The sequence below is a fragment of the Mesorhizobium silamurunense genome (genome assembly GCF_014843905.1).
In the GTDB taxonomy this organism is placed as follows: Bacteria; Pseudomonadota; Alphaproteobacteria; order Rhizobiales; family Rhizobiaceae; genus Mesorhizobium; species Mesorhizobium silamurunense.
This window is the reverse complement of sequence record NZ_LPVS01000099.1, coordinates 40635-53171: the sequence shown is the minus strand read 5'-3', so window position 1 is coordinate 53171 and position 12537 is coordinate 40635. Positions and strand designations below refer to the sequence as shown.

At 64.6% G+C, this 12537-nt stretch carries 11 protein-coding genes and 1 pseudogene; 8 read left to right on the top strand and 4 right to left on the bottom strand.

The window, feature by feature from the left end:
* Positions 1-20 precede the first annotated feature (20 nt).
* The 8 genes from AU465_RS29625 to AU465_RS29595 all read left to right on the top strand — a co-directional run bounded on the left by AU465_RS29625 (position 21) and on the right by AU465_RS29595 (position 9017).
* A complete protein-coding gene (locus tag AU465_RS29625) occupies positions 21-2432 on the top strand; it encodes a glucan 1,4-alpha-glucosidase (RefSeq protein ID WP_192255994.1) in 2412 nt (803 codons plus the stop codon).
* Between the two features lie 92 nt (positions 2433-2524).
* On the top strand, positions 2525-3538 hold the full coding sequence (gene gnd, locus AU465_RS29620) for a phosphogluconate dehydrogenase (NAD(+)-dependent, decarboxylating) (protein ID WP_192255992.1): 1014 nt from the start codon (positions 2525-2527) through the stop codon (positions 3536-3538).
* A gap of 14 nt (positions 3539-3552) precedes the next feature.
* Complete coding sequence (gene zwf, locus AU465_RS29615; protein ID WP_192255990.1) at positions 3553-4929, top strand: glucose-6-phosphate dehydrogenase; 1377 nt, start codon at positions 3553-3555, stop codon at positions 4927-4929.
* A gap of 15 nt (positions 4930-4944) precedes the next feature.
* Positions 4945-5649, top strand: coding sequence for an ROK family protein (locus AU465_RS29610; protein ID WP_192255988.1), 705 nt, complete (start codon positions 4945-4947; stop codon positions 5647-5649).
* A gap of 189 nt (positions 5650-5838) precedes the next feature.
* Positions 5839-6303: a Ros/MucR family transcriptional regulator gene (locus AU465_RS29605; protein WP_192255986.1), complete on the top strand. Its 465-nt coding sequence runs from the start codon at positions 5839-5841 to the stop codon at positions 6301-6303.
* A gap of 216 nt (positions 6304-6519) precedes the next feature.
* The gene (locus AU465_RS36820) at positions 6520-6714 is read left to right on the top strand and encodes a hypothetical protein (protein WP_246506535.1); all 195 of its coding nucleotides are present in this window, start codon (positions 6520-6522) and stop codon (positions 6712-6714) included.
* A 24-nt stretch (positions 6715-6738) separates the two neighbouring features.
* The gene (locus AU465_RS29600; RefSeq protein WP_312891331.1) at positions 6739-7620 is read left to right on the top strand and encodes a pyridoxal phosphate-dependent aminotransferase; all 882 of its coding nucleotides are present in this window, start codon (positions 6739-6741) and stop codon (positions 7618-7620) included.
* Positions 7621-7778: 158 nt separating this feature from the next.
* Positions 7779-9017 (top strand): MFS transporter, encoded by a 1239-nt coding sequence (locus AU465_RS29595; protein WP_192255982.1) that lies wholly within the window; start codon positions 7779-7781, stop codon positions 9015-9017.
* 96 nt (positions 9018-9113) lie between these two features.
* On the opposite strand, the gene AU465_RS29590 is transcribed toward AU465_RS29595, so the two are convergent.
* The 4 genes and pseudogenes from AU465_RS29590 to AU465_RS29575 form a co-directional block, all read right to left on the bottom strand.
* Positions 9114-9698: a hypothetical protein gene (locus AU465_RS29590; RefSeq protein WP_192255981.1), complete on the bottom strand. Its 585-nt coding sequence runs from the start codon at positions 9696-9698 to the stop codon at positions 9114-9116.
* Positions 9699-9722: 24 nt separating this feature from the next.
* Positions 9723-10439 (bottom strand): annotated as a pseudogene (locus tag AU465_RS29585) (glutamine amidotransferase).
* Between the two features lie 14 nt (positions 10440-10453).
* Positions 10454-10930: a tellurite resistance TerB family protein gene (locus AU465_RS29580; RefSeq protein WP_192256025.1), complete on the bottom strand. Its 477-nt coding sequence runs from the start codon at positions 10928-10930 to the stop codon at positions 10454-10456.
* 32 nt (positions 10931-10962) lie between these two features.
* On the bottom strand, positions 10963-12534 hold the full coding sequence (locus AU465_RS29575) for a heme biosynthesis protein HemY (protein WP_192255979.1): 1572 nt from the start codon (positions 12532-12534) through the stop codon (positions 10963-10965).
* Between the last annotated feature and the right edge of the window lie 3 nt (positions 12535-12537).

The following is a 12537-nucleotide window of genomic DNA, read 5'->3' as shown; positions in this document are numbered from 1 at the left end:
CGGCGGCAGGAGGCCAATTGATGGCAGTGACGCCGACCGTTGCTCAGGGCGCCCCGGGAATTCCCGCACGCTGGACATCAAGCGCCAAGAGCGGCGTCGGCACCGCGCTTTCAGCGAAAAGCCCGCTCTGGTTCACCATCAGCCACGGCATATTGAACGAGGTCTATTATCCGCGCCTCGACAGCGCCTGCACGCGCGACATGGGCCTCCTCGTCACCCGCCCCGGTGGCTATTTCTCCGGGGAGAAACGCGACGCCGCCCACGCTATCGAGCCGTTCGAGGACGGCGTGCCCGGATACAGGTTGACTAACAGTGCCAGCGATGGCTGCTACCGGATAGAAAAGCGCATCGTTACGGATCCGAAACAGCCTGTCCTGCTGCAGGAAATCACCTTCGCGGCGCTCAAAGGCCCGGCTTCGGACTATCGCGTCTACGCGTTGCTCGCGCCGCATCTGGTCAATGCCGGCATGGGCAATACCGCCTGGGTCGGCGAGCATAAGGGGCAGCGCATCCTCTTTGCGTCAGGTCGCGGCGTCTCGCTAGCGCTCGCCTCTTCGCTGCCTTGGGGCGACTGCTCGGCCGGCTATGTCGGCTTCTCCGACGGCTGGCAGCAGCTCCGGGATGGCGGCGCGCTGGATCCTGCCTTTGAGCGCGCGGAGGACGGCAATGTGGCGCTGACCGGCAAGATCGGCTTCTCGGCAGGCAAGGGCACGGCCCTGCTCGCGCTCGGCTTCGGCACCTTGCCAGAAGAGGCGGCGGAGATCGCGCTGGCCAGCCTCAAGGACGGGTTCGAGACGGCCGCCGAAACCTATGCCGCCAAATGGCGGAGATTCCAGGCCGGCCTGGAAAAGCTCGACCGGCATCCTGCCCCCGGCCTGAACACCTACCGCGTCAGCACCGCGGTGCTTGCCTCGCATCTGTCGATCACCAGGCCCGGGGCCGCCGTCGGCAGTCTCTCGATCCCCTGGGGTTTCAACAAGGGCGACGACGATCTCGGCGGCTACCACCTGGTCTGGCCGCGCGACCTGGTCGAGACGGCGGGCGGCTTCCTCGCCGCAGGCGACGCCAGGCAGGCGCTGCAGATCCTCACCTATCTGCGCTCGATCCAGCTGCCGGACGGACACTGGCCGCAGAATTGCTGGTCCAGCGGAACGCCCTATTGGCCAGGCATCCAGATGGACGAGTGCGCCTTTCCGTTGCTGCTCGCCGATGCCTTGCGCCGCGCCGGCCATCTGCCGCGCGCGAAACTCGCCGAGTTCTTGGCCATGATCGAGAGCGCGGCCTCCTATGTCGTGCGCAACGGCCCCGTCACCGGCGAGGATCGCTGGGAAGAGGACGCCGGCTACAGTCCCTTCACACTGGCCGTCGAGATCGCGGCGCTGCTCGCGGCGGCCGACATGCTGGACGCTTGCGGCAAAAATGAGCCGGCAAACTATCTGCGCGAGACGGCCGACTGCTGGAACGACCAGATCGAGCGCTGGACCTATGTCACCGGCACCGAACTCTGCGCCAAGGAAGGCGTCGACGGCTATTATGTCCGCATCGCGCCGCCCGACGGTGCCGGCGCTGCTTCGCCGAAGGACGGCTTCGTGCCGATCAAGAACCGCCCGCCGGCCGACACCGACCGGCCGGCGGAAGCCATCATCAGTCCGGACGTACTGGCACTGGTCCGCTTTGGCCTGAGAGCCGCCGACGATCCGCGGGTCCTGAACACCATCAAAGCCGTCGACGCCACGCTGCGCTGCGCATTGCCGCAAGGTCCGCTCTGGTACCGCTACACCGGCGACGGCTATGGCGAGCACGAGGACGGCTCGCCTTTCGACGGCACCGGCCAGGGCCGGCCCTGGCCCCTGCTCGCCGGCGAACGTGCCCACTATGAGCTAGCCGCAGGGCGACCCGACAAGGCAGCCGAGCTGCTCGATACCTTCGAGCGTTCGGCAGGTATCAGTGGCCTTCTGCCTGAGCAGGTCTGGGACCAACCCGACATGCCGGAGCGCGAATTGCGGCTCGGCGCGCCGTCCGGCAGCGCTATGCCGCTGGTCTGGGCGCATGCCGAGCATGTCAAGCTGTTGCGCTCGCTGCGCGACGGCGCGGTGTTCGACATGCCGCCGCAAGGCGTCGAGCGCTACATCAAGCGAAAAACCGTCTCGCCCTTCCGCACATGGCGCTTCAACAACAAGATCCGGTCGATCCCCGCCGGCAAGGTGCTGCGCGTCGAGCTTTCGGCCCGCGGCGTGGTCCACTGGAGCAGCGACAAATGGCTGACGGTGCACGACGACAAGACGGCCGAGAACGCCTTCGGCGTCCACCTGGTCGACCTGTCCGTTGCCGGCCTGCCGCCGGGATCGACGGTCGCCTTCACTTTTTTCTGGCCCGAAGCCAGCCGTTGGGAGAATGTCGACTTCACCGTCGGCATCGATCCTCAATCATGATCCCGAAAAGTGATAGCGGTTTTCGGAAAAGATCATGATCAAGACAGCGCGGCCAGTAGACATTTCTTTCCTCAAGCAATCGGGATGACACCATGCAGATCGGAATGATGGGACTGGGCAGGATGGGCGCCAATATGGTGCGGCGCCTGATGCGCGACGGCCACGAATGCGTCGTCTACGACATCAACTCCGCAAGCGTCGCCGGCATGGTCAAGGACGGCGCCATCGGCGCCGCCTCGCTGGAAGAGTTCGTGGCCAAGCTGGCCAAGCCGCGCTGTGCGTGGCTGATGCTGCCGGCCGCGATCACCGGCAGGATCGTCGACCAGGTGGCGGCGCTAATGGAGCCCGGCGACATCATCATCGACGGCGGCAATTCCTATTACCATGACGCCGTCGACCAGGCCGCGAAACTGGCGACCAAAGGCATCAGCTTTGTCGATGTCGGCACCAGCGGCGGCGTGTGGGGACTGGAGCGCGGCTACTGCCTGATGATCGGCGGCCCCGATGAAGCCGTGCAGCACCTCGATACGGTCTTCGCCACGCTGGCCCCGGGCGCCGACCCGGGTTCCAGTCCGCCGAAGGACGTCGGGACTGCGCCTTACGGCTATCTGCATTGCGGACCGAGCGGCGCCGGCCATTTCGTCAAGATGGTGCACAACGGCATCGAATACGGCGTGATGGCCGCCTATGCCGAGGGCATCAACATCCTGAAATCGGCCAACGCCGGCAAACGCGACCGGACGTCGGACGCCGAAACCAGCCCGCTCGAAAATCCGCAGTATTACCAGTTCGACATCGACCTGCCGGCCGTGGCGGAGGTCTGGCGGCATGGCAGCGTCATCGGCTCCTGGCTGCTCGACCTCACCGCCGGCGCGCTGAAAAACGACCCCGCGCTTACGCAGTTCGGCGGTCGGGTGTCGGACTCGGGCGAAGGCCGCTGGACCCTGAAGGCGGCGATCGACACCGGCGTTCCGGCGCCCGTGCTCTCCTCGGCGCTGTTCGATCGCTTCTCCTCGCAAGGCGAATCCCAATTCGCCGACAAGCTTCTGTCCGCCATGCGCTATGCATTCGGCGGCCATGTCGAGAAGCCGAAGATCGGCGGTTGAGGGGGAGAGGCAGGATGAGCCAGGAGAGGTCCGACACGCTGGTGCTTTTCGGAGCGACCGGCGACCTTGCGCACAAGAAGATTTTTCCGGCGCTCTACCAGATGGTCGCCAAGGGAACGCTCACCGAGCCTGTGATCGGCGTCGCCTTCGACCCCTGGGACATTGGAAAGCTGGCGGACCGTGCCCGCGACGGCGTCGTCAATGCGCTGGGCAGCGCGGACGATGAGGTGTTCGCCAAGCTCGCCTCATTGCTGCGCTATGTCAGCGGCGATTATCGAGATTCCGCTACCTTCGAGAAGCTGAAGACGGCGCTTGGCTCGGCGCAGCGGCCGCTACACTACATGGCGGTGCCCCCGACCATGTTCGAAACCGTGGTCCAAGGATTGGAACAGTCCGGCACCGCGCGCGGCGCGCGGCTGATGATCGAAAAGCCGTTCGGCCACGACTTGCAGTCGGCGCGTTGGCTGAACCGCGTGCTGCACCTGGTGTTCGACGAGCAGTCGATCTTTCGCATCGACCATTATCTCGGCAAGGAGGCGATCCAGAATCTGCTCTATTTCCGCTTCGCCAATGCCTTCCTCGAGCCGATCTGGAACCGCAATTTCGTCGAAAGCGTGCAGATCACCATGGCCGAGGATTTCGGCATCGAAGGTCGTGGCAAATTCTATGACGATGTCGGCTGCATCCGCGACGTTATCGAGAACCATCTGCTCAATATCCTTTTGCTTTTAGCTATGGAGCCGCCGGTTGGCCGCTCGGCCGACGACCTGATCGACGAGAAGGTGCAGGTGCTGCGCGCGATCCGCACGCTGACCAAGGACGATGTCGTGCGCGGCCAGTTCGACGGCTATCTGGCGGAGCCTGGCGTGCGGCCGAACTCCCCGGTCGAAACCTTCGCCGCGGTGCGCTTCTTCGTCGACACCTGGCGCTGGCAGGATGTGCCGTTCTTCATCCGCGCCGGCAAGAACATGCCGGTGCACGCGACCGAAGTGATCGTGCGGCTGAAGCGGCCACCGCTCGACGTTTTCGACCCGATCAAGCCGGGCGACGCCAACTATGTCCGTTTCCGCATCGACCCGCAGGTGGCGATCTCGATCGGCGCCCAGCGCAAGGTGGCCGGCGACGACATGATCGGCGAGCAGGTGGAACTGACCGCGCTCGACGACACCAAGGGCGACATGCCGCCCTATGAGCGGCTGATCGGCGATGCCATGAACGGCAACGGCCAGCTGTTCACGCGCCAGGATGCGGCCGAGCTCGCATGGCGCATTGTCGGACCGGTGCTCGGCGACACCACGCCGCCGCAGATCTATGCGCCCAAGACCTGGGGACCGGCCGATGCCATGAACGGCTTCGGCCCGCCCAATGGCTGGATCAATCCGACCAAGTAGCACGGGAGGAATGGAATGGCGAAAGCGGCAAAACCGGCTGCGTCGAAGGGCGGGCAGATCGTGCTCACCATCGATGTCGGCGGCTCGCATGTGAAGATCCTCACCAGCGCCGGCGGCGAGATGCGCCGCGTCGAGTCCGGCCCCGGCCTGACACCTGAGCAGGTCGTCGCGTCGGTGAAGAAATTGGCCGAGGGACTGAGCTATGATGTCATCTCGATGGGCTATCCAGGTCCGGTCAGAGACAACAAGCCTTCGCTAGATCCCTTCAATCTCGGCAAAGGCTGGAAGGGCTATGATTTCGCTGCCGCCTTCGGCAAGCCGGTCAAGCTCGTCAACGACGCTCTTTTGCAGGCGATCGGCAGCTATGAGGGCGGCCGCATGCTGTTCCTCGGCCTGGGCACGGGCCTGGGCGCCGCGATGGTCCTCGACAATGTCGGGCAGCCGATGGAGCTTGCCCACCTTCCCTACAAGAAAGGCTGCAGCTTCGAGGACTATGTCGGCGAGCGCGGGCTGGTAAAGCATGGCAAGAAAAAATGGCGCAAATACGTTTTCGATGTCGTAAACAGGCTTCGCGCCGCCTTGCAGCCGGACTATGTGGTCATCGGCGGCGGCAATGTCGACAAGCTCGATGAATTGCCGGGGAAATCCAGGCGCGGCGACAACACACGCGCCTTCGAAGGCGGATTTCGACTGTGGCGCGACAAGGCGCTGATCGTCTGATATTTTTACTTTTCAGTATAGTTGTTCAAAATAGCGTGTAATCGCGCCGCTGGTCGTTGCGCCGCGCAGATTTGCCGACTAGGAATTCGCCGGCCTGCCGCACGATGTGCCTTCCCCGGCGCGAAGGAAGCGGCGGCGCTCTGGTTTACATCCCGATTTGCGGCCGTGCGGCATAGAGGAGGAATTGACGTGGACGAGGACACCAACACAGCCAAGGAAGAAGCCGACTTGCTCGAGCTCACCGCCCACATCGTGTCGGCCTATGTCGCCAAGAACCGGCTGCCGGCTTCGGGCCTGGGCGAGCTCATCGCCAGCGTCGCCTCCTCGATCGGCGGACTGAACCAGCCGCCGGCGCCGCCGGCACCGCTGCCCGTCCCCGCCGTCAATCCCCGGCGCTCGGTGACGCCGGACTACATCATCTGCCTCGAGGACGGGAAGAAGTTCAAATCGTTGAAGCGCCATATCGGCGTCCATTTCGGACTGACCCCGGAGGCCTACCGGACCAAATGGGGCCTCCCCGTGGACTACCCGATGGTCGCGCCCAATTATGCGGCGTCGCGCTCCGAGCTCGCCAAGTCGATCGGCCTCGGCCGCAAGGCGGAAGCCGAGCCGGTGAAGCCCGCCAGGGGACGGAAAGCCAAGGCTCCCGCCTAATGCATGTCGCCCGAAAGTGCGCAGCGGTTTTGGGAGAACGACATCCATCAAAACAAAGATTTAAAGTGCGTCGCCTGAATTCGCTTCAGCGCGACCTGCTTTAAGCGGCACCGGCGCCTGTGCCAACGGTTAGAGAAGCCTGCCGAGGAATCCGCCTTGGCAGGCTTCCTGCTTTTATGGCTTGGATAAAACCGAACAAGGCTGTTGGGGTGAGCCATGAATTACGCGCGTATGGTGATCGAGAAAGAGGCACCGGAGGAATACGGTTACGAGCGCATCCGCTTCAATCTCTCCGAAAGCTCGATCGCCGACCGGAAGCTCTCCGACATTGGCCTGTCGTTGCCCGACCTCACCCTTTTCTACGGCGAGCACCGCGGCGAAAAAGAGCTGCGAGCGCTGATCGCCGGGTAGGATGAAGGGCTCTCCGCCGACGACGTGCTGGTGACCGCGGGCGCCGCCGGGGCGCTGTTCATCATCGCCACCTCGCTGCTTTCGGCCGATGACCATCTCGTCGTCGTGCGGCCGAACTATGCCACCAACATCGTGACGCCCAAGGCGATCGGCTGCGCCATCAGCTATGTCGATCTCGATTTCGACGACGGCTTCGCCATCGATGTCGCGCGCGTCGCGGCAGCCGTGCGGCCGAACACCAGGCTGATCAGCGTCACCTGCCCGCACAACCCGACCGGCACCATGATGAGCCGCACCGATCTCGATGCACTGGTCGCGCTCGCCGAGGGCCGGCGCTGCCGGCTGCTGGTCGACGAGACCTATCGAGACCTTTCCTATGGCGAGCGCCTGCCTTCGGCGGCATCGCTCAGTCCCACCGCCATCAGCGTCTCCTCGCTGTCCAAGGCCTTCGGCATTCCCGGCATCCGCATCGGCTGGCTGGTCACGAAGGACGAGGCTCTCAAGGAGACGTTCCTCGCCGCCAAGGAGCAGATCGGCATCTGCGGCAGCGTCATCGACGAGGCGATCGCGCGCTCCATGCTCGAGCGCCGCGACGCCTTCCTCAAGTCGCTGCTGCCGGACATGGCGAAGCGCCGCGATATCGTCCAGGCCTGGATCGATGGCGAGCCGCTGGTCGACTGGGTGCGTCCGCAAGGCGGCGTCGTCGGCTTCCCGCGGCTGAACGTCGATGCCGGCTTCGACCTCGAACGGTTCTACGCGAGGCTCCTGGAAGAGCACGGCACCTATGTCGGCCCCGGCCACTGGTTCGAAATGCCGAAGCGCTTCTTCCGCGTCGGCTTCGGCTGGCCGAAGGAGGCGGAATTGCGCGGCGGGTTGCAAGCGATCTCCGCGGCGTTGAGAGGCTGAGCCTCCTTGTACCGCGAACGATAATTTCCGGATTTCCTGCATCCGGCGCGGATTTTTTGCGCGCGCGACGAAACGAACTGGGCTAAGGGTCTCCGGCCGGACCAGCGCCCACCGTGGAAGTGCCCCGCCGGCCGATGTCACAACGGGGCCCCCAGACCATGACTGCCGAAGCAACCTCACCTGAACAGCGATACGCCGCTTTCCGGCACCGACCGTACCTCAGCTACTGGACGGCGCGCTTCCTCACCACTTTCGCCACCCAGATCGTCTCGGTCGCCGTCGGCTGGCAGATCTACGACCTGACGCGCAACCCCTTCGACCTCGGCATCGTCGGCATCGTCCAGTTCCTGCCGTCGCTGCTCTTGGTCCTCATCACCGGCGTCGTCGCCGACCGCTTCGGCCGCCGCCTGATCATGACATTGGCGTCGCTCGTCGAGGCCGGCTGCGCGCTCGCTCTCCTGTTGTTGACGCTGCGCGGCCTTGGCGGCCCGTTGCCGATCTTCGTCGTGCTCGCCATGTTCGGTATCGCCCGTGCCTTCTATGGGCCGGCATCGTCCTCGCTGGTCGCCAATCTTGTGCCGCCGCAGGATTTCGCCAACGCGATTGCCTGGAACTCGTCCGCCTGGCAGACGGCGACGATTGTCGGCCCGGTCGCCGGCGGCCTGCTCTACGGCCTTTCGGCGGAGATCGCTTACGCCACTGCCGCCATCATGATGCTGGCCGCCGCGCTGCTCATCTTCACCATCCCCAAGCCCGCCCAGCAGACGGCTACCGACAAGCCGACGATGCAGACGCTGTTTGCCGGCTTCCGCTATATCTGGAGCGAGAAGATCGTGCTTGGCGCGATCTCGCTCGACCTCTTTGCCGTGCTTCTGTCGGGCGCCTCGGCGCTGCTGCCGGTCTATGCGCGCGACATACTGGAACTTGGCCCCTGGGGCCTCGGCCTGCTGCGCTCGGCGCCCGGCATCGGCGCCATCGCGGTGGCGGTCTGGCTCGCCGGCCACCCGATCCGCGACCATGCCGGCAAGATCATGCTGGGCTTCGTCGCGCTGTTCGGCGCCTTCACCGTTCTGTTCGGCGTTTCGACCCTCACCTGGCTGTCGATCGCGGTGCTCGCCATGCTCGGCGCCACCGACATGTTCAGCGTCTATATCCGCGAGACGCTGATCCAGCTGTGGACGCCTGACGAGGTGCGCGGCCGCGTCAACGCCGTCAACCAGGTCTTCGTCGGCGCCTCCAACGAGGTCGGCGAATTCCGCGCCGGCACCATGGCGGCGCTAATCGGCACGGTTCCGGCGGTGGTCATCGGCGGCATCGGCGCCATCGCGGTCGCTGGATTGTGGGCGTATTTGTTCCCCGCGCTGCGGCAGGTGCGGCATCTGAACAGCCGGAATTGATTGAGCGCCGGATCCGACTACGACGCATCGGTCCGCCGTGGAGACATGGAATTGCGGCTGAGCTGCGATGGCACGAACGTGAAAGCGCAGTTCTTCTCACTTGTTTCTAGCGCGATATACACCGCCATCACGCGCGAAAGGCTCGATATCTCGACAATCAGGAGGGGCTTTAACGGCAGCCATCCTTGCCAATAGGTACGGAACTCGAAACTCGTCCCTATTGCTTTTTTGGACCTTATCTACGGAGATCGAACTGACATAGTAATCGGGACAGGTGATGGAAGCTTGGAGATATCCACCCCATGCCACCGCCGCCGCGTAGATTTTGTACTGTGAACTGCCACGAGGCGCCGCATTGAGTAGACTTAGCATCTCGTCGCGGGGATTCGGGGTTCCAATATCGAAATACAGAATTTCATAGCTAAGGTCATCACACTCTGTTCCGGGTATCCCGCCGCCTTTGGCGCTCCAAGTGGTTTGGGCGTCGGAGTAGTGTTTTTGTACCAGTGCGAGGTCTGAATGGCTTAGACTCCAAGTCAGTTTTTCGTAGTAATTTTCGAATGAATTAATATCTATAAGCGGAACCAAATCGCATTTGTCGTCGAATTCTTTGTGTAGCGTCAGCGCGTTCATCATGCGGCCGAGTATGTCGGCGCGAATCAATGAATCTTGGCTGGCCACGTTCTCAGAGCAATCGGTTTTACTCTATCCCACGGCCGGCTTGCCAAAAATCAGGCCTAAAAATTCGCCAAGCCAGCGCTTGAGGTGCATGTCCCAGATCAGCCGGCCGCCGAGATGGTCGCGGCCGGGCTGCGCGCCGGGCAGCTCGAAGCGGTGCGCGCCGCGCACCACCCAGCGCTGCATCATCACCCTGGTCAGCTCGCCGTGGAACTGGATGCCCCAGGCATTGTCGCCATAGCGAAAGGCCTGGTTGGGATAGGTTTCGGCGGTCGCAAGCAACGTCGCGTCCTTCGGCAGCGAAAAGCCCTCGCGGTGGAACTGCTAGACCATCTCCGGCCAGTGCAGCAGTTTCTTGCCCGCCTCGGTCGCCTTCAGCGGATACCAGCCGATCTCGACCAGCCCTTCGCCATGACCCTCGACCTTGCCGCCGAGATGATTGGCGAGCATCTGCGCGCCGAGGCAGATGCCGAGAAACGGCCGGTTTTCCTTGAGCGGGATTTCGAGCCAGTCGGTCTCACGCCGGACGAACTCGTCCTGGTCGTTGGCGCTCATCGGCCCGCCGAAGATCACCGCCCCGGCATGGCCGTCCAGCGTGCAAGGCAGCTCTTCGCCAAGCGGAGGCCGGCGGATGTCGAGATCGAAGCCTTCTTCCAGAAGCATGTGGCCGACGCGGCCGGGGCTCGAAGTCTCCTGATGCAGCACGATCAGGATTTTTGGTCTCGGCCTCGGTCTGGGTGGCATGGGCAGGCGTAGTCCTATTCGTCGCTCGACGTCCCGCGCGCGCCGGGCGCCTCGGCCGCCGCCTTGCGGCGCGCCTCGATTCGATCCTGCCGCTCGACGCCGATCAATTCCGCGACGCGCCAGACAGTGTTGTCCTCGAGCTCGTGCAATTCGCCATCGGCATAGACGATCTCCCACATCAGGCCGATGAAGGCCTTGCGCGCGTCGGCGTCGAGATGGCGCTTGAGCACACTGGTGAAGGCGTAGAGATCGATCGCCTCATTGTCGGCGCGCTCGCCGGCGGCCGCCAGCGCGTCGAGCTCGTCGCCGCGGATCGAGTAGGTCTTGGCGAGAATCTCCTTGAACCGCTCCCACTCGACATCCTGGCGCACGCCGTCGGCGTTCATCACATGGTAGAGCAGCGCCGAGGCCGCGACGCGCGGATCGTCGGCGCTCGGCTTGGCCTCGCTGGCCGGCAAATCCCTCAGAAAGGACAACACGCGTTCGAACATCGACACTTTTTCCCTGTCCGCCATAACCGGTCTCAAAACAAACGAAACCGGCGCGGCGATTTTTCCGCCTCGTCTTCCGGCGCGACGCCGGGATCATCCGGCAAGCGCGGCGGCTCCGGTGCCTGCTCGCCTGCCGCGTCGTCGGTTGCGGCGACGGTCCCGTCCTTCTGCCCCCCGTTCGCAGCCGCGGTGGCCGGTTTTTCGGCAGTGCCGTCGGGCACGATATCGATCGTCTTCTCTTCAGTCGGCACAGCCGGCGCGGAGGCGGGGATTGCTGGTATGGCGGCATCAACCTCGCTGTCGATCAGCTGCCCGAGCCGCTCCATCGGCGCGCGCCAGGTGAAGGCGTCCAACTTGCCGGTGATCGGCGACACCGGCGCCCAGCGCTCGGAGACGACGCCGTCCGCGACCCATGCCGGATCGCGCGGCGCGCGCACGGCTTTCGACAAAAGCTGCCGCACCTTGCCCTGGTCGCCGCTTTCGGCCTCCTCGATGTCGGCCAGCAACAGATAGGCGCCTTCGCGGCGATCCATGCGGATCGCGGCCTCCGCCTCGTGCCTGGCGGTGGCGAAATCCTGCGCGTCGAGCGCGGCGCGCGCCACGGCCATCGACGATTCGGCGTGGTTCTTCTTCATCTCCTGCAGCTTTTTCGCCCGGTTGAGACGGTCGAGCACGGCATCGCCCGGCCTTGCATGCGTGTAGAGCTCGGCGATGTCCGGATGCGGCTCGGCCCGCCAGGCCGTCTCCAGGATCTTGGAACCCTTGCGCACGTCGTTTTGCCGGAAAAGCATATTGGCCGCGACCACCGCGGCCGGCGCGAAATCGGGCGCCAGCTTGTTGGCTTCGACGGCGGCAGTCCGGGCGGCATTCGGATCGCTGTCGATCAGCGACTGCGCCTTGGCCGTGAGCAGCACGGCGCGGCGGCGGTTGGCGGCATCGCGCTCGATCTGCCGGGTGGATTTTTGCGCCTCGACCAGCTTCAGCGCGCCGTCCCAGTCGCCACGCTCGGTCAGTTCCTCCAGCGTCGATTCCGCCGCCCAGGCGAGCTGCGGCGCCACTGCCGCGGCGCGGCCGGCATAGTGGCGCGCGGCGTTGCGGTCGCCCAGCCGTTCGGCCTCGAGATAGAGCCCGCGCAGGCCGAGCAGCCGCATTTCCGGATCGTCGAGCATGCGCTCGAACTTCTCCCGCGCGCCTTCGTGGTCGCCTTCGAGCAGCGAGGCCTGCGCGTCGAGCAGATTGATCAGCGGCTCCTGGTCGGAGCTGATCAGCTTGGCCGCCTCCTTGGTCTTCTTGCGGGCCAGTGCGCCGTCGCCGGCGCCGGCCGCGATCATGCCGGTCGACAGCGCCTGGTAGCCGCGGTCACGGCGGCGCACCCGGAAATAGCGCGAGATCGTATAGGGGCTGTTCCACAGCGACTTGATCAGCCACCAGACGATCATCACCGCGGCGACCACGGCCACGATCGCCACCGCCGCCACCATCAGCGTGACCTGGTACTGGTAGCCGTTGAAGGTGACGAGCATCTCGCCCGGACGGTCGGCCAGCCAGGCGAAGCCCAGCCCCAGCGCGAAGACGACGGCAAGGAAGATGAGGATGCGGATCATCGG

Excerpts from the sequence above, each read along its gene's own strand:
- AU465_RS29625 (WP_192255994.1), top strand. The coding sequence starts at position 21 with ATGGCAGTGACGCCGACCGTTGCTCAGGGCGCCCCGGGAATTCCCGCA.
- gnd (WP_192255992.1), top strand. The coding sequence starts at position 2,525 with ATGCAGATCGGAATGATGGGACTGGGCAGGATGGGCGCCAATATGGTG.
- zwf (WP_192255990.1), top strand. The coding sequence starts at position 3,553 with ATGAGCCAGGAGAGGTCCGACACGCTGGTGCTTTTCGGAGCGACCGGC.
- AU465_RS29610 (WP_192255988.1), top strand. The coding sequence starts at position 4,945 with ATGGCGAAAGCGGCAAAACCGGCTGCGTCGAAGGGCGGGCAGATCGTG.
- AU465_RS36820 (WP_246506535.1), top strand. The coding sequence starts at position 6,520 with ATGAATTACGCGCGTATGGTGATCGAGAAAGAGGCACCGGAGGAATAC.
- AU465_RS29595 (WP_192255982.1), top strand. The coding sequence starts at position 7,779 with ATGACTGCCGAAGCAACCTCACCTGAACAGCGATACGCCGCTTTCCGG.
- AU465_RS29580 (WP_192256025.1), bottom strand. The coding sequence starts at position 10,930 with ATGTTCGAACGCGTGTTGTCCTTTCTGAGGGATTTGCCGGCCAGCGAG.
- AU465_RS29575 (WP_192255979.1), bottom strand. The coding sequence starts at position 12,534 with ATGATCCGCATCCTCATCTTCCTTGCCGTCGTCTTCGCGCTGGGGCTG.